Genomic DNA, 19,841 nt, shown 5'->3' on the forward strand with positions numbered 1-19,841 from the left:
TATGCTGGTAAACCTTTGCGACTACAAACAGAGCGTCACGCTGATTGCCAACAGCGGCGTACAGTTTCTTGATTTCGGCCTGACTCCGCAGGATTCCGCCCAGAGCGGGCGTTTTGTGCGTAAAACCGCCAACGGCCCCCTGCTGCGCCTGGACTTCGATCTGGTCAACGGCCGCTACACCCTGCCTGCGACCCACGGCGGACAGCCGGAAGTGGTTAAACCGGAAAGCACCATTCTGTTGCAGCAGTCGCTGGCGGTGCTGGACGGCGTCTGGCTGCCGGTGCCCTTCCTGCGCTTCAACCCACCGCGCACCTTTGTTGAAGGCCCGGATAACTGGGCGCGGGTGCAGGTCCGTAAGCTGGAAACCCCGGATAACGCCGGAAACAGCCACCGCGTGACCCTGGCGCTGGACAGCCAGATTGCCGCCCACGCCACCAGTCCCCTGTCGCCGGTGGAGAATGACATTCTCAACGGGACCCGATTCGCGCTGGCCTGGCGTGACGATGAAGTGGCGAATTTCCTCGACCAGACCTGGATTGACGGCTGGCTGCGCGAGGCCTTTACTCAGTATGCCACCGGCGTGGAGAACCGCGCTGAACGTGAGCTGCAGCTGGCGATGCGCAACTTTGAGTACCAGGCGCACTGGCTGAACATTCTGGCGATGCTGGGCGAGCAGCTCACCGTCCCGGAAGTGAAATTCGTCACCCATACCCTCAGCACTCCGGCGATCCCGGTGGACCTGATCCTGGATGTGGGTAACACCCACACCTGCGGGGTGATCATCGAAGACCACGGGGATGCCAACGACGGCCTGCGCCAGACCGCCGAGCTGCAGGTGCGCTCGTTAAGCGAGCCGCAGTTCCTGAATGAGCCGCTGTTTACCAGCCGCCTTGAGTTCTCCGAAGCCCGCTTCGGCAAGCAGCACTTCTCGGTGGAGAGCGGGCGTGAAGATGCCTTTGTCTGGCCCTCCATCGTGCGCGTGGGCGACGAGGCGCGCAAGCTCGCCACTCAGCGTCTGGGCACCGAGGGCAACAGCGGCATCTCCAGCCCGCGCCGTTATCTGTGGGATGAAACCCCGGTGGTGCAGGACTGGCGTTTCAGCCAGATGAACGCAAAAACCCAGCGCGAGCCGCTGGCGACCGCCTTCCCGCTGATGAATCTGATGAACGACGACGGACAGCCGCTGTTCACCCTGCCGCAGGATGAGCGCCTGCCGGTGTTTTCCCCGCAGTACAGCCGCAGCACCCTGATGACCCATATGCTGTGCGAGCTGCTGGCGCAGGCGCTGGGGCAGATCAACAGCGTTGCCACCCGTCTGCGTCTGGGCTTCCCGGCCTCGCCGCGTCAGCTGCGCACCCTGATCCTCACCCTGCCGTCGGCGATGCCGAAGCAGGAGCGGGAGATCTTCCGCCGTCGCATGTTCGAAGCCATCGCTATCGTCTGGAAAGCCATGGGCTGGCACCCGCAGGATGACGACTTCTCCAGCCGTAAACAGCAGGAGAAGAGCGTGGTGCCGGTTCCGGAGATCCAGATGGAGTGGGATGAAGCCAGCTGCGGCCAGCTGGTGTGGCTCTATAACGAAGCTATCTCCCACTACAATGGCCAGACCGAAGCGTTTTTTGCCGCCCTTGCCCGCCCGGATCGTGAGCCGGAGCCTGGCTGTCAGCCGGGCCGCGCCCTGCGCGTGGCCTCGATTGATATCGGCGGCGGCACGACCGATATGGCGATCACCCACTACCAGCTCGACGACGGCTCGGGCAGTAACGTCAAGATCACGCCGCAGCTGCTGTTCCGCGAAGGCTTTAAGGTGGCGGGGGATGACACCCTGCTGGACGTCATTCAGCGCTACATTCTGCCTGCCCTGCAGACACAGCTGCAGAAGTCCGGCATTGCCGATGCCTCGCTGCTGATGGCCTCGCTGTTTGGCGACTCCGGGCGCATCGACACCCAGGCGGTATTGCGCCAGCAGACGGCGTTGCAGCTGTTTATGCCGATTGGCCATGCGATCCTCGCCGCCTGGGAAGCCAGCGACGCCGACGATCCGCTGGACGGACTGCACGCCACCTTTGGCGATCTGCTGACCCGCAAGCCCACGCGCAACGTGATGAACTACCTGCAACAGGCCATTGAGCACGCCCTGCCTGCGGGCTCCCCGCCGTTCGACCTGTTTGCCGTGCCGCTGCACGTTAACTTCCGCGAAATGCAGGACGCGATGCTGGCCGGGCACTTCACCCTGGCCGCACCGCTGCACGCGGTAGCCGAGGCGATCTCCCACTACGCCTGCGATATTCTGCTGATCACCGGGCGTCCGGGCTGTCTGCCGGGCGTTCAGGCGTTGATCCGCCATCTGCAGCCGGTCCCGGTCAGCCGCATGGTATGGCTGGATAAGTACCGGGTGCATGAGTGGTATCCGTTCAGCCAGCAGGGGCGCATTGGCAACCCCAAATCCACTGCGGCGGTCGGGGCGATGCTCTGTAGCCTGGCGCTGGATCTGCGCCTGCCGCGCTTCAACTTTAAGGCGGCGGACATCGGCGCCTACTCCACCGTGCGCTACTTAGGCGTGCTGGATAATACGGTAAATACCCTGCGCGAAGAGAACGTCTGGTATCAGGAGTTGGACCTCGACAAACCGGGGGCGAAGCTGGATACCCGTCTGCACTTCCCGCTGCGGGGCAACGTCACTCTCGGCTTCCGTCAGCTGGCGAACGCCCGCTGGCCTGCCACCCCGCTCTACACCCTGAGCATTAACTCGGCGGAGCTGGCAAAATCGATTGCCGGTGACGGGGTGCTGAACGTGCGCCTTAAACTCTGCGGCGGCAATAAACATGAAGGCCCGGAGGCCTTTGAGCTGAGCGACGCCTGGCTGCAGGACGGCACGCCGGTGTCGGCGGATGCCCTGACCTTTAAACTGAATACTCTGGCCGATCGCCGACACAGCGGTAGCCATTACTGGATCGACAGCGGGAGCGTATACCTGAAATGACAGCCACGACGACCACGACTCAGGCGTTAATCGGGTGGATCAACGCAACGCGTCAGCACGCCCCCATTCTCGATAACGACGCCGACGCCCTGCTCGCACGACTGGCGATGGCCGACGCGCGGGAAAACGCGATTGCGCGCGCGCTGGCCTCCGGCAGCACCATCGGCTTGTACGGTCACTCCCAGGCGGCGAAAGCGCACCTGCTCGCCACCCTGTGCGGCAATGACAATCAGCGGATGAATGTGACCGTCGGCCAGCGGACCTTTGACTATTTTTCCCACATCAACCCCGGTCACGCGCTTACCAACATGGCGCTGCGCTTCACCCCGAACGCGGCGGAGGTGGCTGACGACGTCTTTCCGCTGCGCCTGAGCCTGCTCACCGAAGCCGAACTGGTGCAGGTGTTTCTGGCCCGTGCCACGCTCGCGGCGGTGGATAAATCGGTTATCGAGGCGCGGCTGGAGAAGTGGCGCGCCCTGCGCCAGCCCCAGAGCGTTCCGGGGATCACCCCTGCCGACGTGGGCACTATCGCCCACTACTGGCGCGATACTGTCCCCGCGGCGGCGCAACAGATGGACGATGCCCTGTGGCACCAGTTTGCCCTGCTGCTGCCGTCGCTGGATCTGAGCACCCGGGCCAGCGTCTGGTCGTTACTGTGGGGCGAACAGCAGGAGCTGACCCAGGAGTGGCTCAAGCTGGCGCATATTCTTCACCAGACCAGCCATGCGCCAGAGCTGGCCGCCCCGCTGAGCCTGCTGGTGGACAACTTTGGTCTGCCGACCGAAGGTTTCCTCACCCGCGGCGACATCGCCCTGCCGGACGTCCAGCAGGCGGTGCTGCATCCGCTGCACAAGGGTGAACTGCTTAATGCCATCAGCATTCCGCTGGATGTGCTGGCCCTGCTGACCCGGGAGCTGATCCTGCCGGTCGAACAGTGCGCCCTGGCCGGAGTGGATATCATTGATATTCCTGCCCCGTCGGCCCAGCCGGATCTGCCCCTCGCCCGGGCCAAACAGCAGTGGCTGCTGGAGCACTACCGTCAGCAGCTGCAGCCGGACGTGCTGGTGATCTGCAACGCCACCGCTCATCACGGCCAGACGGCCAGAACCGCGAGAATGCTCCTCAACTGGGTGAAGGCAACCCAGCCGGGCGACGATGCTGCACTCCCGGGCCTGGTATGGGCCATCACCCCGCAGGATGCGCGCTTCACCAGCCGTACCAATCTCGACGAAGCCGTGCAACAACTGCTGGGCAAACCCGGCCAGCACTGGGGGACGTTGCAGGCACTCGATACCAGCAGCATGCAGCGGGTGATCGAGTGGTTGTCCCAGGCGACGCTGGCCACCCAACGCCAGACCCGTTTGCAGGCGTTACGCCAGCAGCATCAGCGCCAGCTACGCCAGCTGATGCAGGGGTATCTCGCGCCGCTGAGCCAGGATGCTGGCGCTCAGCGCGTTGCCGCCGAAGCGATGGTGCGAGCCCTGCAGGGGAGCGCTGCCCGTCACGGGGAGCTGCTGGAGGGATTACTCCCGCCGCTGCGCGCCTTTGAGACGCTGCTTGCCGTGCAGCAGCCGCGCGAGGAGCAGGTTAATGGTCTGTTTACCGACGCCATCGACCTGTTTGCCGACAGCGCCCTGGACAGCGATGAGATGTTACAGCCCACCGACAAGGCCCGTCTGGCCCATCAGGTGTGGATCAATCATATGCGCCAGTGGAGCCGCGACGAGGCCGTCGCCAGTCGTCTGGGTCTGGAGTCCGCGATCCTGCAGCAGATCGGCGATGTGCTGGTGATCGCCAGCTACCGCCTGAACCTGCTCGCGCTGCTGAAGAAAATAGTCGATACCGATAAAAGCAGCGCCGCGCAGCTGCATGCCGCACTCGGCAACTTTGTCGGCTGGGTGGGTTATGCGCAGACCCCGGCATCCGCCCGTCCGGCCAGCCGCATCCGCAAGGGCCAGCCGGTGTTTGTGACGCCATCGGTCAACAGCAGCGCGCCGCGCTTAACCCGACTGGGAGAGCAGCCGGTGCACGCCGCGACGGCCTATGTCTACGACTGGCTGGTGGCCTTGTATACCCAGGCGATTGAGAATATCGGATATCAGCATCCGCATGATATGACGATGGACGACCGCCAGGCGTTGCAGGGGTTGCTCGCCTGACAGAGACGCCTGATGGCGCTGCGCTTATCAGGCCTACGGTGAGAGGAATATCATGCGTAGGCCTGATCAAGGCAATCAGATAACGCCTTCGCCAGCGCCGAGGGTTTTTCCCAGGACATAGAGTGCCCTGCATCCGGGATAATTTTTACCTCAACGCCCTGCCCACGCATCTCGTCTACATCGGCGTCGGGTAACGAAAGCTCACCAAAAATAAGCCATACCGGGCAAGACAATTGCAGAAAGCGCACATTCCAGCTGGGCTGTACGCCTGTAACCAGACTCGCGGCACCGCGCCACACTGCCCAGGGAGCATTGCTTTGCAGGCAGCCTTTCCAGGATGAGGTTTCCGCCTCCAGCATCGCCTGATAACCTGTTCGAACAAACTCGTCTTCTGTCTGCGCGGCTATATCCCGGCTAAACACACCACCTCCGGCATGAAAGTTGGGCTCTGAAACGATCAATCCCCGAAGACGGTTACCGGCCAGCTCTGCCGCTTCGATCGCAATGCTGCCCCCCATGCTGTGCCCGTACAGCCAGAATGACGTTACGCCCAGATGATTGAGCAGCTCGATGACCACCTGCGCCTGGGCAGAGGTCTGATAGCTGAATGCTTCAGGTTTATCGCTGTAACCGCTGCCGGGCAGATCGATAAGAATGGCTCTACGGGAACCGAACTGAGGCTCGCACACAATGCGGGGATATTCGTAAGAAGAGGCACAGCCGAGACCGTGTATAAAGACCAGCGGTTCGCCCTGTCCGGGCAGTTCCTGCCAGCGCACGACACAATTGGCCTGTAGCGATTTAAAGCTGTTCATATGCACTCCTTTTCAGATAACTGTGTATTTATACAGCCCATCGTAAAGAAATACTATCGCTGGCATTCAAATCTGGAAGGTGTCTTCAGAAACAGACGTCGGAGGGCGCTACGTTAAGTAGGCCGGATAAGGTGCTTGCACCGCATCCGGCAAAAAGCCGCCTAAGGCGGCTTTTAGAAGAGAGAGATCAGCAGGGCGACCGGGAAACTCATCGGCCAGGTGGAGCCCACCAGAAAGGCACTCAGAAAACGGATACGCTTACGATCTTTAGAGAGAAACCAGGTGATCAGGGCACTGATCGTCGCCATGACGGCGTAAAACATCAACATCTTCTGGTACAACGTCATTTCAATGACCCAATTTGCTGTTCAATAACCGCGCGCAATATGCGACATATGTTGATAAGGATCAAGTTTTTTTGTTACAGATTATCCACAGTTTTTGCGAGGTAATAACAGTTGGGTAGCATCCGCTACAACTTTTTGACGAGGTTTTTCGGGGATAGCGATAACCAGAGCCGCGATCAGCGGCCCTGGTTTCCGGCTTTACTTCTTCACCGGTTGAGGCTTTTTGTTACCCGAATCGGGTACTTTAGGGGATTTGTCTTTATCAACCTGAAGCATCAGACTCTCCTTTGTGGCCTTCGGAATAAACAAGTATAGCCTGGTTAAAAAACACACTGCCAATGGTGCTTACATTTTGAGCAGATCAAGCACCCTTTGCGGGACCTGATTCGCCATCTTAAGCGCCGCATTCTGACTCTGCTCCAGGATCTGCGCCCGGGCAAGCTGGCTGGCCTCGGCGGCGTAATCGGCATCCTGAATGCGGCTGCGGGCGGTTTGCATCGCCACGCCCTGCTGGGACAGCACCGCTTTACTGGATTCAAACCGGTTCATCATCGCGCCATATTGCCCGCGATAGCTGCTCACTTTCTCCAGCGCGGCATCCAGCAATCCCATGCACTTCCGGGCACCTGCCTCGGTGGACATCTCAGTATTGTCCAGCTGCAACGTCTTCAGATCCGTCGGGGTTGGCTCGATGGTGGTGGTCTGCATCTCTTCCCCGAAGTTGGCGCTGGTGACAACCTCTATCGGCCGACTCTGCTTCGGCGGCACCTCAGGGGGAATGGTCGGCGTCGGCAGCGTGCCCCATTTAATGTTGCTGGTGAAAGACCCGCTTCCTACCACCATTACCAGCAGATCTTCCGTGACGGTATCCAGGGTCATACGTTCGATACGGTTCGAGCCGTTAGCACCGTCGTTCCAGGCCCCGGATGCGACATCTTCATAACGGTCGCCGTCCCCGCTGTAGCTAATGTTCATGCCGTTATAGTTGAGCGTTTCCCCGCTCAGGCTCCAGCCGGGCCCGCCGTCAATCAGCTGTGCGTCATCGTAAACCGCCCCGCTGCTGAAACCGTTTTTGGCGGTCAATACCGACGCGGTGGCTTTAGCGCCGTCGGTAATTCCCCGGCTGACCCAGGTGTAATCCGCATCCGGGCCGTTTAACGGCGTGCCGGCAAGATGTTTCCCGTCCCGGGTAAATAGCTGCAGATCGTCATCCAGCCCCAGTGAATCAATGGTGATGGTGATATTTGTCGAACCGGCGGGAATATAAGCCAGCGGAATAATTCCCGAGCTGAAGGAATAATCGGTTCCGGCTACGGGGAATTTGGTGTTTAAGGGTGGAACATCGCCGATTAATTGCGGCGGAAATACCGGCTTATCGGTCGCCAGCGGATATTGACCAAAAATCTCAGTTTGTTCAGAGACCTGCGTAATCGTTGCCAGAATCTGCTGATACTCCTGGTTAATACTGTCCCGGTCCGACTGCGATAAGGTGCCGTTCGCCGCCTGGATAGCGAGACTTTTGGCTTTGATCAGCATATTACCGATATCGCTCAGGCTCCCTTCTGCCGTCTGCGCCAGGCTTATGGCATCGTCGAGCCCGCGGGAGATAGCGCTATCCGCGTTAATATTTGAGAACATCCGGTTGGCTATCGCCTGCCCGGCCGCGTCATCCTTTGCGCTGTTAATACGAAGTCCTGAGGAGAGCCGCTCAATGGTTTGAGAAAGCAACGTGGTGTTAGCGTTCCGGGACTTAAGCGAGAGCCCGGCAATCTCGTTATGATTAATTGCAAGCATGATGAACAGGGCCGTTTTTCTGGTCTGACTACTCTATCGGCCCGCTCGTAATTTTATTTAGGAAATATTTAATAAAACCAATCGATATATTTTCTGCCTGCCAGGACGGGTGCCTTAATATATTCATCAAATCAATGTATTTAATAAAATATATTTTGTTTCCGCCGGTTCAGAGGCCGGGCCGGCGGAAACACGATCAGTGTTTGAACATGATATGGCGCACCACGGTGTAATCTTCCAGGCCATAGACCGACATATCTTTGCCGTAGCCCGACATTTTCATTCCGCCGTGGGGCATTTCACTCACCAGCATAAAGTGGGTGTTGACCCAGGTGCAGCCATACTGGAGATGCGCGCTGACGCGATGGGCGCGGCCAACGTCCTGCGTCCATACCGAAGAGGCCAGCCCGTACTGAGAGTCGTTTGCCCAGTTGAGAACCTGCTCCTCGTCCTCGAACGCGGTGACGCTCACCACCGGGCCGAAGACTTCCCGCTGGACGATGGCATCCTCCTGCTTCGCCCCTGCCAGCACCGTGGGCTGGAACCAGTAGCCTTTGCCGTTGTGCTTGCTGCCGCCGGTGATCACCTGCACATGCTCAAGGGCTTTCGCCTCCTCCACCGCTTTACAGACCCGATCCAGATGCGCCTGGGAGCTTAGCGGCCCGAGCTCGGTGCTTTCATCATCCGGCGCGCCGATCTTCAGGCTCGAGACCGCAGCTCCCAGTTTTTCTACCAGCGCGGCATAAATTCCTTTCTGGGCGTAAATGCGGCAGGCGGCGGTACAGTCCTGCCCGGCGTTGTAGAAACCGAAGGTCCGGACGCCCTCCACCACCGCGTCGAGATCGGCATCATCAAAGACAATGACCGGCGCTTTGCCGCCCAGCTCCATATGGGTGCGCTTAATCGTCGAGGCGGTATGGCCGATGATGTGCTCCCCGGTGGCGATTGAGCCGGTGAGGGACACCATCCGCACCTTGTCGTGGCCGGTAAGTGGATCGCCAACGGTTTTACCCCGGCCAAACAGCACGTTAATGACCCCGGCCGGGAAGATATCTTTTGCCAGCTCCGCCAGTTTTAGCGCAGTCAGCGGCGTGATTTCGGAGGGTTTGAGCACCACGCAGTTACCGGCAGCCAGGGCGGGCGCCAGCTTCCACGCCGCCATCATCAGGGGATAGTTCCAGGGTGCGATGGACGCCACCACCCCAACCGGGTCGCGGCGGATCATCGAGGTGTGCCCCTCAAGATATTCCCCCGCCGCCGAACCGTGGAGGGTGCGCGCCGCCCCGGCAAAGAAGCGGAAGACATCGGCAACGGCCGGGATCTCATCCCCCTTGACGCAGTGCAGCGGCTTGCCGCAGTTTTGCGACTCCAGCCCCGCTAGCGTATCGGCATTGTCTTCAATGGTGTCCGCCAGCTTGAGCAGACATTCGGCGCGGCTTTTCGGCGTGGTCCGCCCCCAGCTGGCGAACGCCCGGTCGGCGGCCTGCACGGCGGCATCCACCTGAGCTGCCGAGGCTTCGGCAATCTCCAGCAGCACCTCACCGGTGGCAGGATTATAGACCGGCTGCTTTTCCCCTTCGCCGTTGACCAGTTCACCATTAATCAGCAGTTGAGTTTGCATAGCATTGTCCTGTTGAAATCAACGTTATTTGCCGCTTCCGGCGATGTTTTCGCCGTCGCGGGTTAGCCACCAGGCCCCCAGAATTGGGATGGCGGTCACCAGCATCACCAGCAGTGCCACCACGTTTGTTACCGGGACATCCCGCGGACGTCCGAGCTGATTTAACAGCCACAGCGGTAAGGTGCGCTCGTGTCCGGCGGTAAATGTCGTCACGATGATCTCATCGAACGACAGGGCAAACGCCAGCATCCCCCCGGCCAGCAGCGCCGAACCCAGATTGGGCAGCACCACATAGCGGAAGGTTTGCCAGCCGTTCGCCCCCAGATCCATGGAGGCTTCAACCAGGCTCCAGGAGGTGCGCCGGAAACGGGCAATCACATTATTGAACACCACCACCACGCAAAACGTGGCGTGACCGAGAATGATGGTAAAGAAGCCAGGCTCCAGATTGATGGTTTTGAAGGCCGTCAGTAATGCCAGCCCGGTGACGATCCCCGGCAGGGCGATGGGCAGGATCAGCATCAGCGAGACCGCGTTTTTGCCGAAGAAATCCCGGCGCCATAACGCCGCGGCCGCCAGAGTGCCCAATACCAGCGCAATAACGGTGGACAGCGCAGCGATCTTAAGTGACAACGTCACAGACTCAATAATATCACTGCGCCCGGCAGCGGCGCTGAACCACTTCAGGGTCAGCCCCTGGGGCGGAAAACTGAACGCCGCATCCTCGGTATTAAAAGCATAGATGGCAATAATCAGCAGCGGGAAGTGCAGGAAGATCACCCCGCCCCAGGTGGCAATTTTCAGAAACAGCGGCGCGCGTTCAAAGTGCATCAAACGCTCCCAGGCGCTTCACGAACGCCAGATAGAGGGTAATGAGGACAATGGGCACTAAGGTAAAAGCGGCCGCCATCGGCATATTGCCAATCGCCCCCTGCTGGGAGTAAACCATCTGCCCGATAAAGTAGCCCGGCGGCCCCACCAGCTGAGGCACGATAAAGTCGCCCAGCGTCAGGGAGAAGGTAAAGATTGACCCGGCGGCGATGCCCGGGATCGCCAGCGGCAGGACGACATAGCGGAAGGTCTGGCGCGGACGGGCCCCGAGGTCAGCCGACGCCTGGAGCAGCGAGGGTGGCAGACGTTCCAGCGCCGCCTGCACCGGCAGGATCATAAACGGCAGCCAGATATAGACAAATATCAGGAAGCGCCCCAGCCCGGAGGTGGAGAGCGTACTGCCCCCCACGCCCGGCACCGTCAGCAGCGAGGTCAGCAGCGGCTCCAGCCCCATATGGCTGAGGAACCACTGCGCCACGCCATCCTTCGCCAGCAGCAGCGTCCAGGCGTAGGCCTTGACGATGTAGCTGGCCCACATCGGCAGCATCACCGCGATATAGAAGAAGGCTTTCCACTTCCCGCTGGTGTAGCGCGCCATATACCAGGCCATCGGAAAAGCCAGAATGGCGCTGCCGAGGGTAACGGCAATCGCCATCGCCAGGGTGCGCAGGATAATGTCGTAGTTAGCGGGATTGAACAGCGCGCGGATGTTGGCGAAGGTCAGGTCTGGCGTCACCGCCATCGTGAAGTCATCGAAGGTGTAGAACCCCTGCCACAGCAGGGTGAACAGCGACCCGAGATAGACAATACCAAACCACATCAGCGGCCCGAGCAGAAGCAAAAACAGCCCCAGGGAGGGTTTGCGCCAGAACAGCGCCGACAGACGCCCCGGCAAGCCGTGCGAGGACGACGGAGGTGACACGCTCATGTCCATCTCACCCCTCCTCATACAGCGGCACCATGGCGTCACGCGCCCACGAGGCGGTGACCTGCTGCCCGGCCTCAACCGCGGTAGCCTGCTTCAACCCGCTCAGGTTGGCCTGGCTGACCAGCAGTTTCTCCCCTTCGTCCAGTCGCAGTTCGTAGCGGGTGGCCGCCCCCTGAAACTGCACCGCCTGCACCTGGCCCCGCACCTGGATCTCACCCTGCCCGTCCAGACGGATATGTTCCGGGCGCAGGGAGTAGCTGCCTGTCATGCCGCAGACGCGCCGGGCCGTCGCGTCGGAAAAGACGTTCGAGGTGCCGACAAAGCTGGCGACAAACGGCGTGCGCGGCCGCAAATAGAGCTCGCGCGGGGTATCCACCTGCTCAATGCGCCCGTTGTTAAACACCGCCACCCGGTCGGACATCGACAGCGCTTCGCCCTGATCGTGGGTGACGAAAATAAAGGTGATCCCCAGCTCCTGCTGCAGTTTTTTCAGCTCAAACTGCATCTGCTCGCGCAGCTTAAGATCGAGCGCCCCGAGGGGTTCATCCAGCAGCAGCACCCGGGGCTGATTGACCAGCGCCCGGGCGATCGCCACCCGCTGGCGCTGGCCGCCGGAGAGCTGCGAGGGCTTGCGCGCCTCGGCAAAGCTGAGCCCGACCTTCTCCAGCGCCTCCCGCGACTGGGCCTGGCGGGTGGATTTGCTGATCCCTTTTACCATCAGCCCGTAGGCCACGTTCTCAAGGATCGTCATGTGGGGAAACAGGGCGTAGTCCTGAAAGACGGTGTTGACGTCGCGCTCCCAGGGCGGAAGCAGGCTGGCGTCTTTACCGAATATGGAAATGGTGCCGCCGCTCAGCTGTTCGAAACCGGCTATCAGGCGCAGGCAGGTGGTTTTGCCGGAACCCGAAGGCCCCAGCATGGAGAAAAACTCGCCGTCACGTATCTGGATCGTTACCCCATCCACCGCACGCACGTCGCCATACAGGCGTGAGACATCGTTAAACTCGACTGCGTACGTCATAGTCCGCTCCCTGGCGCTTAACGACCGCCCATAATGGCGATGTAGTCCTGAACCCAGCGGCTGTACGGAACGAATTTTCCGCCGTTAGCGACAGGCGTTTTCCAGAACATGATTTTGTCAAAATAGTTGTAGCCGTTGGTTTCACAGCCCTTGTCCCCAAGCAGGGTGCTGGTTTTACAGCCTTCCGCCACCACCGGCAGCGAACCGAACCATCCCGCCAGATCGCCCTGCACTTTTGGCGTCAGGGACCAGTTCATCCACTTGTAGGCGCACATCGGATGTCTGGCATCGGCGTGCAGCATGGTGGTATCCGCCCAGCCCGTAACGCCCTCTTTCGGGAAGACGGTACCAATCGGCTGATTTTCGCCTTTCAGGGCGTTAGCCTGATACGGCCAGGCGCTGGAGGCGACCACCCCTTCGTTTTTGAAGTCACTCATCTGTACGGTGGTGTCATGCCAGTAACGATGGACCAGCGCATGCTGATCTTTCAGCACCTTCACCACCGCCGCATACTGCGCTTCAGTCAGCTGATACGGATCGGTGATGCCCAGATCCGGCTGGGTGGCTTTGACGTACAGCGCCGCATCGGCAATGTAGATCGGACCATCGTAGGCCTGAACGCGCCCTTTGTTGGGTTTGCCGTCCGGCAGATTTTGCTCTTTAAACACCACTGCCCAGCTGTCAGGCGGCGTCGGGAAGGTTTTGGTGTTGTACATCAGCAGGTTTGGCCCCCACTGGTACGGGGTGCCGTAGGCTTTGCCGTCGACGTTGAACCACTCGCCTTTGACGATGCGCGGGTCGATGGTTTTCCAGTTGGGAATTAAATCAGGATTGATGGGCTGGACGCGTTTACCCATGATCAGGCGCAGGGAGGCGTCGCCGGAGGCCGTGACCAGGTCATACCCGCCCTTCGCCATCAGGCTGACCATCTCATCCGAGGTGGCGGCGGTTTTGACGTTAACTTTACAGCCGGTCTCTTTTTCAAACTGGGTCACCCAGTCATAATTTTTATCGGTCTCGCCCCGTTCGATATACCCTGGCCAGGCAATGATATCCAGCCGTCCTTCTCCCTTGCCGATCTCTTTTGGTGGCTCTGCCGCCTGTGCAGTCAAAACAGTCATGCCGAGCGCACACAGGCTGCTACGGGCAAATTTTTTGCTCATACGTATTACTCCTGTCGTAATGAAATCAGAAGGCAGCCGTGCCGGTAGAATATCTCCTTAATTAAACGTAGACCGCGCCATTGCGGCGCACCCGGCGGGCCTGAGAAATTTCACCAGGTTGTGACCGGGGGCGCATTCCCCGGTAACTGGATTATAGACAAGGGGTTAGCAGGCGAAGGGGTTATGCATATTTCCTATGAGCGATAATAAAAAACGCCGCAAATTAATTGCGGCGTTATTAACGGGATAAGAAATGATTATTTAGCGGCAGCGATCAATAGCGAGAAAATCTTATTTTTGGGTATTTAACATGTCGCTGATTATTTGCCCTAACTGGATCACCGCCTGCTCCTCCCGCTCTCCCCAGGCCCACGAGGTATTAAAACGGAAAAACGGCGTCCAGGTATCGGAGGTGGAGAACATCTTGCCGGGCGCGATGCTGATATGGTGTTTCAGCGCCCGGGCGCTCAGCTCCCCGGCATCCAGCGGCGCGGGCAGTTCCAGCCATAAAAAATAGCCGCTGTCGCTGTGGTGAATTTTAACGTCGGCGGGCAGATGGCGCAGCAACGCCTGCCACGCCTGCTGTTTGCGGTCGGCCAGGGTACGGCGCAGGCGCCTGAGATGAGCGTCGTAACGTTTGGTGGCAAGATAATCCACCAGCGCCAGCTGCATCGGCGAACTGGTGGATAACGTGCTCATCAGCTGAAGCTGCTGGATGCGGCGGGCATGTTTTCCGGCGGCGACCCAGCCAATACGAAACCCGGCCACCAGGCATTTGGAGAACGACGAGCAGTGCAGCGTCATGTCGTTGCGATCCCAGGCCTTCGCCGGGAGCGGCTTTTCGCGGCCGTAATAGAGCTCGCTGTAGACATCATCTTCAATCAGGGTGACGTTGTGCTGCGTGAGCAAGGCGATCAGCTGCGCTTTCTTTGCGGCGCTGAGGGTAAAGCCCAGCGGGTTTTGTCCGTTAGTCATCAGCCAGCAGGCTTTCACCGGATAGTCGTTCAGGGCCTGCGCCAGGGCGTTAAGATCGATCCCGTCGCGCACGTCGGTGGCCACCGACAGCGCCTTCAGCTTTAGTCTCTCCAGCGCCTGCAGCGCACCGTAGAAACAGGGATTCTCCACAATTACCCAGTCGCCCGGTTCGGTCACCGCCTGCAGGCTGAGGTTCAGGGCTTCGAGCGCCCCAGCGGTAATGACGATTTCATCCGGGGAGATGTTCATCCCCTGCTGGGCATAGCGGCGGGCGATAGCGTGACGCAGATCGACGTTGCCCGGCGGCAGGTTCTCGATCACGCTCATGGCGGTGGCAGTTTTACTGACGTTCGCCAGGGAGCGGTTGAGCTGCTGTAAGGGGAAGAGACGCGGATCGGGAAAGGCTGAGGCAAAAGGCACTACCGACGGGTCGCGGCTGGCCTGCAGGACGTCGAAGATATAGGTATTGATATCAACCGCCTCGTCGCGCATTACCTGCGCGGGGGGCATCGGCTGTTGTCCGCTGGGACGGGCCGCAACGTAATACCCCGACTGCGGGCGCGCCACAATGTGACCCTGGCTCTCCAGCATCTGGTAGGCATGACCGACGGTCATAAAGCTCATTCCGCTGCTGGTCACCTGCTCGCGCAGGGAGGGAAGCTTATCGCCCGGCTGCCAGACGCCCAGGTCGATCTGCGAAATGATTTGCTGCGCCAGGCGCTGGTATTTTTTCATCGGGTTCTCCTTGCTGCGCTACATAGTATATCAGCAGGAGAAAAAAGGCAGAATTAATAAACTGTTATAGGTATGAGGGGGATGTCAGCAGGCGTGACGGCGCCTGTCTGGATTACTTACGCAGCTCAAACGGCACCTGGCGGGCATGACGGGAGGCCGCTAAGTGGTCGAGAGTGATCATGGATGATTTGCAGAAAATGCACTTTGCACCGTGCGGATTTTTTTCAGACACGTCGAAAATGGACGTGCGGAACTGCGAACCATGACAGCATGGGCAACGAAAATGGATAGTAGAACTCATGTAAATCTCCTGTACGTATACACGTAAAAACTAATGGGCCTTAACGGCAATATGGGTCTGAGACAAAACTAATCAGAGCGTAAAGATAAAACCCAGGAGCGACTGTGGAGAGGCACAACGTGATGAGAGATGCTTTAAATACTGCTTAGATATCTTTTGGATTTCAAACCGAAAGAGCATTAACGCATGAATCCCGGAAGGTGGCAAGCGATTTTCACGCTAAAATTCTTGTTATTATGCGACTCGCTGTATTCATTCAAATTTTTTGATGGGTTCTGTGAAATAAACGGCATTTTATCTCTTTAGGTAATCCGTAAAGTAACGATCACGCTATTTCTCTGAAATCAGGAAAACCCGGAATGAAAAAGATCGGTTTTTTATCCTTTGGTCACTGGACGCCGTCTCCGCAGTCCGGCACCCGCACCGCCGCTGACGCGCTGTTGCAGTCCATCGATCTGGCGGTCGCCGCCGAAGAGCTGGGCGCCGACGGCGCTTATTTCCGGGTGCACCATTTTGCCCGTCAGCTCGCCTCTCCCTTCCCGCTGCTGGCGGCGATTGGCGCAAAAACCAGCCGGATTGAGATTGGCACTGGCGTTATCGATATGCGTTATGAAAACCCGCTCTATATGGCGGAAGATGCCGGCTCAGCCGATTTGATCTCCGGCGGGCGCCTGCAGCTGGGTATCAGCCGCGGCTCCCCGGAACAGGTGATCGATGGCTGGCGCTACTTTGGTTATGTGCCTGGCGAAGGTGAAAACGAGTCGGATATGGCGCGCCGCCACACTGAAGTGCTGCTGGACGTTCTGCGCGGCGAAGGCTTTGCCAAACCCAATCCGCAGCCGATGTTCCCTAACCCACCGGGCCTGCTGCGCGTTGAGCCGCACGCCGAAGGGCTGCGGGAGCGTATCTGGTGGGGCGCAGGCTCTAATGCCACCGCCGTGTGGGCCGCGAAGCTTGGGATGAACCTGCAAAGTTCCACCCTGAAAGACGACGAGACCGGCGAGCCGTTCCACATCCAGCAGGCAAAACAGATCCGCGCCTACCGCGAAGCTTGGGCCGAGGCGGGACACACCCGCACGCCGCGCGTCTCGGTCAGCCGCAGCATTTTTGCCCTGATGGACGATCGCGACCGGATGTACTTCGGCTCCAGCCGGAACGAAAGCGACAGCGTGGGCTATCTGGATGAGAAAACCCGCGCCATCTTCGGGCGCAGCTACGCCGCCGAGCCGGACAAGCTGATCGCCCAGCTAAAACAGGACGAAGCCATCGCCGAAGCGGACACGCTGTTACTGACCGTGCCGAATCAGTTGGGTGTCGACTATAACGTACATGTGATTGAGTCGATTCTTAAGCACGTGGCACCGGCGATGGGCTGGCGCGACGCGTGAACATAAAGCCGGGTGACGGCTGAAGCCTTACCCGGCCTACAACATGCCCAATCCGTAGGCCCGTGCAAGCGAAGCGCCGCCGGGCGTGGTGGCAACTGATTATAACACTTCCGAATAACGCCCGCTTTCCTGAAACTGTTATACATAAATTCCTCTTTTCTGTCTCTGATACTGATTTTCGCGCTGATTTACCATAACAGACACACCGATTGACCTTGAGGCTGTGCATGTTTGGTTTAGATGCGTTTCATCTGGCGAGGATACAGTTTGCCTTTACTGTCTCCTTCCACATTATTTTTCCGGCGATCACCATTGGTCTCGCCAGCTATCTGGCGGTGCTGGAGGGGTTATGGCTGAAAAGCAAAAACCCCGTCTGGCGCTCGCTGTACCATTTCTGGTCGAAGATCTTCGCCGTCAACTTTGGGATGGGCGTGGTTTCCGGGCTGGTGATGGCCTACCAGTTTGGCACCAACTGGAGCGGCTTTTCCCAGTTTGCGGGGAGCATTACCGGCCCGTTACTGACTTACGAGGTGCTGACCGCCTTCTTCCTCGAAGCCGGTTTCCTCGGCGTGATGCTGTTCGGCTGGAATAAAGTCGGGCCGGGACTGCACTTCTTTGCCACCTGCATGGTGGCGCTGGGTACCCTCATCTCCACCTTCTGGATCCTTGCCTCGAACAGCTGGATGCAGACCCCGCAGGGCTTTGAGATCATCAACGGCCAGGTGGTGCCGGTGGACTGGTTTGCGGTGGTGTTTAACCCCTCCTTTCCGTATCGCCTGCTGCATATGTCCATTGCCGCGTTTCTCAGCAGTGCGCTGTTTGTCGCTGCATCTGCCGCCTGGCACCTGCTGCGCGGAAATAACACCCCTGCCATTCGCCGTATGTTCTCAATGGCGCTGTGGATGACGCTGATTGTCGCCCCTATCCAGGCATTGGTTGGGGACATGCATGGCCTCAACACCCTCAAGCATCAACCGGCTAAAATTGCCGCCATTGAAGGCCACTGGGAGAACCCGCCCGGCGAGCCGACCCCGCTGCTGCTGTTTGGCTGGCCGGATATGGAGCAGGAGCGCACTCGCTACGGGCTGGCGATCCCGGCCCTTGGCAGCCTGATCCTCACCCACAGCCTGGATAAGCAGGTCCCGGCGCTGAAAACGTTCCCAAAAGAGGATCGCCCTAACGCCACCATCGTGTTCTGGTCGTTCCGTATTATGGCCGGGCTGGGCATGCTGATGTTGCTGCTGGGCGCGGTGGCCCTGTGGCTACGCTACAGGCAGCGGCTCTACCACTCCCGGCCATTCCTCTGGTTTGCCCTGCTGATGGGACCATCGGGATTGATTGCCATTCTCGCCGGGTGGGTGACGACCGAAGTGGGCCGTCAGCCGTGGGTGGTGTACGGATTACAGCGCACGAAAGATGCGGTATCCGCTCACGGGGATCTGCATATGAGCGTCAGCCTGCTGGCCTTCATCCTGGTCTACACCTCGGTGTTTGGTGTCGGCTACAGCTACATGGTGCGCCTGATTAAAAAGGGGCCGCAGGAAGAAGAGACCTACCCGACCGAAAATGATGGTCGTCCGGCACGCCCGCTCTCGGCCGCCAGCACTGAGTTTACGACAAAGGAGACACCCTAATGGGAATCGATCTCTCCCTGATCTGGTTTGTAATTATCGTCTTCGCCACCCTGATGTACATCGTGATGGACGGCTTTGATCTGGGCATTGGCATTCTGTTCCCGGCCATTCAGGACGCGGACGACCGTGATGTGATGGTCAACAGCGTCGCCCCGGTGTGGGACGGGAACGAAACCTGGCTGGTATTAGGCGGAGCGGCCTTATTTGGCGCCTTTCCTCTGGCCTATGCGGTGATCGTTGATGCCCTGACTATCCCGTTGACCTTGATGCTGATTGGGCTGATTTTCCGCGGCGTGGCCTTTGAGTTCCGCTTCAAAGCGACGCCCGCCCACCGCCCCTTCTGGGATAAGGCATTTATTGGCGGATCCCTGCTTGCCACCTTCACCCAGGGCGTGGTTGTGGGGGCAGTAATCAACGGTTTTCCGGTAAGCGGCCGCGCCTGGGCTGGTGGTCCGCTCGACTGGTTTACGCCGTTCAACCTCTTCTGCGGCCTGGGGCTGGTGGTGGCCTATGCCCTTTTGGGCGCGACATGGATGGTGATGAAAAGCGAAAATCCGCTGCAGAGCCGGATGCGGCAGGTCTCTAAACGCCTGCTGCTGGCGCTGCTGGCGATAATCGCGGTCATCAGCCTCTGGACACCGCTGGCCCACCCGGCTATCGCCGACCGCTGGTTTAGCCTGCCGAACCTGTTCTACCTGCTGCCGGTTCCGGTTCTGGTAGGGGTTCTGGGGTTATGGCAGTGGCGTAGCCTGAGTAACCCGCACAGCCATCATCTGCCGTTCGTACTGACTCTCGGGTTAATCTTCCTGGGCTTTAGCGGGCTTGGGATCAGCATCTGGCCGTACCTCATTCCGCCGTCCATTACCTTATGGCAAGCCGCTGCCCCAGCCCAGAGCCAGGGCTTTATGCTGGTGGGGGCGCTGTTTATTATCCCGATCATCCTTGTCTACACTTTCTGGAGCTATTACGTATTTCGCGGCAAAGTCCAGCCTGGGGAGGGCTATCACTGATGAATCAACCTGTCTGGAAACGTCTGATGTGGATGGTGATTATCTGGGGCGGCAGCGTGTTAGCGCTGGCGCTGGTGGGGATGTTTTTCCGGGTGCTGATGACGGCGGCGGGGTTTAAGTCGCACTAGTGATAAGT

General features: G+C 59.3%; 16 protein-coding genes. 6 read left to right on the forward strand and 10 right to left on the reverse strand.

Annotated elements, in window-relative coordinates; translation table 11 throughout:
- Position 1 precedes the first annotated feature (1 nt).
- Together NB069_RS11470 and NB069_RS11475 are read left to right on the forward strand one after the other, a co-directional pair.
- Entirely contained in the window at positions 2-2,983 is a 2,982-nt protein-coding gene (locus tag NB069_RS11470) for a virulence factor SrfB (protein WP_250589500.1), read from the forward strand.
- The gene (locus NB069_RS11475; protein WP_250583643.1) at positions 2,980-5,142 is read left to right on the forward strand and encodes a virulence factor SrfC family protein; all 2,163 of its coding nucleotides are present in this window, start codon (positions 2,980-2,982) and stop codon (positions 5,140-5,142) included. The genes NB069_RS11470 and NB069_RS11475 overlap by 4 nt, the downstream gene beginning before the upstream one ends.
- A gap of 50 nt (positions 5,143-5,192) precedes the next feature.
- Here the strand turns inward: NB069_RS11475 and NB069_RS11480 are convergent, their stop codons facing one another.
- From NB069_RS11480 to ymcF, 10 genes are all read right to left on the reverse strand, one after another.
- Positions 5,193-5,957 (reverse strand): alpha/beta fold hydrolase, encoded by a 765-nt coding sequence (locus NB069_RS11480; protein ID WP_250583645.1) that lies wholly within the window; start codon positions 5,955-5,957, stop codon positions 5,193-5,195.
- A 173-nt stretch (positions 5,958-6,130) separates the two neighbouring features.
- On the reverse strand, positions 6,131-6,304 hold the full coding sequence (locus NB069_RS11485) for a GhoT/OrtT family toxin (protein ID WP_072036615.1): 174 nt from the start codon (positions 6,302-6,304) through the stop codon (positions 6,131-6,133).
- A 345-nt stretch (positions 6,305-6,649) separates the two neighbouring features.
- Positions 6,650-8,098 (reverse strand): flagellin, encoded by a 1,449-nt coding sequence (locus tag NB069_RS11490; RefSeq protein ID WP_250583647.1) that lies wholly within the window; start codon positions 8,096-8,098, stop codon positions 6,650-6,652.
- A 196-nt stretch (positions 8,099-8,294) separates the two neighbouring features.
- Entirely contained in the window at positions 8,295-9,719 is a 1,425-nt protein-coding gene (gene patD, locus NB069_RS11495; RefSeq protein WP_250583649.1) for an aminobutyraldehyde dehydrogenase, read from the reverse strand.
- A gap of 24 nt (positions 9,720-9,743) precedes the next feature.
- Complete coding sequence (locus NB069_RS11500; protein WP_250583651.1) at positions 9,744-10,550, reverse strand: ABC transporter permease; 807 nt, start codon at positions 10,548-10,550, stop codon at positions 9,744-9,746.
- Entirely contained in the window at positions 10,540-11,484 is a 945-nt protein-coding gene (locus tag NB069_RS11505; RefSeq protein ID WP_250583653.1) for an ABC transporter permease, read from the reverse strand. The genes NB069_RS11500 and NB069_RS11505 overlap by 11 nt, the downstream gene beginning before the upstream one ends.
- A 1-nt stretch (position 11,485) precedes the next feature.
- Complete coding sequence (locus NB069_RS11510) at positions 11,486-12,499, reverse strand: ABC transporter ATP-binding protein (protein WP_250583655.1); 1,014 nt, start codon at positions 12,497-12,499, stop codon at positions 11,486-11,488.
- A 17-nt stretch (positions 12,500-12,516) separates the two neighbouring features.
- Entirely contained in the window at positions 12,517-13,662 is a 1,146-nt protein-coding gene (ydcS, locus tag NB069_RS11515) for a putative ABC transporter substrate-binding protein YdcS (RefSeq protein WP_250583657.1), read from the reverse strand.
- A 291-nt stretch (positions 13,663-13,953) separates the two neighbouring features.
- Positions 13,954-15,372: a PLP-dependent aminotransferase family protein gene (locus tag NB069_RS11520; RefSeq protein WP_250583659.1), complete on the reverse strand. Its 1,419-nt coding sequence runs from the start codon at positions 15,370-15,372 to the stop codon at positions 13,954-13,956.
- A 112-nt stretch (positions 15,373-15,484) separates the two neighbouring features.
- Entirely contained in the window at positions 15,485-15,673 is a 189-nt protein-coding gene (gene ymcF, locus NB069_RS11525) for a cold shock small protein YmcF (RefSeq protein ID WP_039028652.1), read from the reverse strand.
- A 359-nt stretch (positions 15,674-16,032) separates the two neighbouring features.
- Between ymcF and NB069_RS11530 the strand changes: the two genes are divergently transcribed.
- The 4 genes from NB069_RS11530 to NB069_RS11545 all read left to right on the forward strand — a co-directional run bounded on the left by NB069_RS11530 (position 16,033) and on the right by NB069_RS11545 (position 19,833).
- Positions 16,033-17,061, forward strand: a complete 1,029-nt coding sequence (locus NB069_RS11530) for an LLM class flavin-dependent oxidoreductase (RefSeq protein ID WP_250583661.1) — start codon at positions 16,033-16,035, stop codon at positions 17,059-17,061.
- A 227-nt stretch (positions 17,062-17,288) separates the two neighbouring features.
- Positions 17,289-18,695 (forward strand): cytochrome ubiquinol oxidase subunit I, encoded by a 1,407-nt coding sequence (locus tag NB069_RS11535; protein WP_250583663.1) that lies wholly within the window; start codon positions 17,289-17,291, stop codon positions 18,693-18,695.
- Positions 18,695-19,705: a cytochrome d ubiquinol oxidase subunit II gene (gene cydB / locus NB069_RS11540; RefSeq protein ID WP_250583665.1), complete on the forward strand. Its 1,011-nt coding sequence runs from the start codon at positions 18,695-18,697 to the stop codon at positions 19,703-19,705. The genes NB069_RS11535 and cydB overlap by 1 nt, the downstream gene beginning before the upstream one ends.
- Positions 19,705-19,833 carry a DUF2474 domain-containing protein gene (locus NB069_RS11545; RefSeq protein ID WP_032610877.1) on the forward strand — a complete coding sequence of 43 codons (129 nt, stop codon included), beginning with the start codon at positions 19,705-19,707 and terminating at the stop codon, positions 19,831-19,833. The genes cydB and NB069_RS11545 overlap by 1 nt, the downstream gene beginning before the upstream one ends.
- The last annotated feature ends 8 nt before the right edge of the window (positions 19,834-19,841 follow it).

It is taken from the genome of Leclercia adecarboxylata, from assembly GCF_023639785.1.
Taxonomy (GTDB): domain Bacteria; phylum Pseudomonadota; class Gammaproteobacteria; order Enterobacterales; family Enterobacteriaceae; genus Enterobacter; species Enterobacter adecarboxylatus_D.

Bases quoted from the DNA above. Each gene is read 5' to 3' on its own strand.
- NB069_RS11470 (WP_250589500.1), top strand. From the start codon at position 2: ATGCTGGTAAACCTTTGCGACTACAAACAGAGCGTCACGCTGATTGCC.
- NB069_RS11475 (WP_250583643.1), top strand. From the start codon at position 2,980: ATGACAGCCACGACGACCACGACTCAGGCGTTAATCGGGTGGATCAAC.
- NB069_RS11480 (WP_250583645.1), bottom strand. From the start codon at position 5,957: ATGAACAGCTTTAAATCGCTACAGGCCAATTGTGTCGTGCGCTGGCAG.
- NB069_RS11485 (WP_072036615.1), bottom strand. From the start codon at position 6,304: ATGACGTTGTACCAGAAGATGTTGATGTTTTACGCCGTCATGGCGACG.
- NB069_RS11490 (WP_250583647.1), bottom strand. From the start codon at position 8,098: ATGCTTGCAATTAATCATAACGAGATTGCCGGGCTCTCGCTTAAGTCC.
- patD (WP_250583649.1), bottom strand. From the start codon at position 9,719: ATGCAAACTCAACTGCTGATTAATGGTGAACTGGTCAACGGCGAAGGG.
- NB069_RS11500 (WP_250583651.1), bottom strand. From the start codon at position 10,550: ATGCACTTTGAACGCGCGCCGCTGTTTCTGAAAATTGCCACCTGGGGC.
- NB069_RS11505 (WP_250583653.1), bottom strand. From the start codon at position 11,484: ATGGACATGAGCGTGTCACCTCCGTCGTCCTCGCACGGCTTGCCGGGG.
- NB069_RS11510 (WP_250583655.1), bottom strand. From the start codon at position 12,499: ATGACGTACGCAGTCGAGTTTAACGATGTCTCACGCCTGTATGGCGAC.
- ydcS (WP_250583657.1), bottom strand. From the start codon at position 13,662: ATGAGCAAAAAATTTGCCCGTAGCAGCCTGTGTGCGCTCGGCATGACT.
- NB069_RS11520 (WP_250583659.1), bottom strand. From the start codon at position 15,372: ATGAAAAAATACCAGCGCCTGGCGCAGCAAATCATTTCGCAGATCGAC.
- ymcF (WP_039028652.1), bottom strand. From the start codon at position 15,673: ATGAGTTCTACTATCCATTTTCGTTGCCCATGCTGTCATGGTTCGCAG.
- NB069_RS11530 (WP_250583661.1), top strand. From the start codon at position 16,033: ATGAAAAAGATCGGTTTTTTATCCTTTGGTCACTGGACGCCGTCTCCG.
- NB069_RS11535 (WP_250583663.1), top strand. From the start codon at position 17,289: ATGTTTGGTTTAGATGCGTTTCATCTGGCGAGGATACAGTTTGCCTTT.
- cydB (WP_250583665.1), top strand. From the start codon at position 18,695: ATGGGAATCGATCTCTCCCTGATCTGGTTTGTAATTATCGTCTTCGCC.
- NB069_RS11545 (WP_032610877.1), top strand. From the start codon at position 19,705: ATGAATCAACCTGTCTGGAAACGTCTGATGTGGATGGTGATTATCTGG.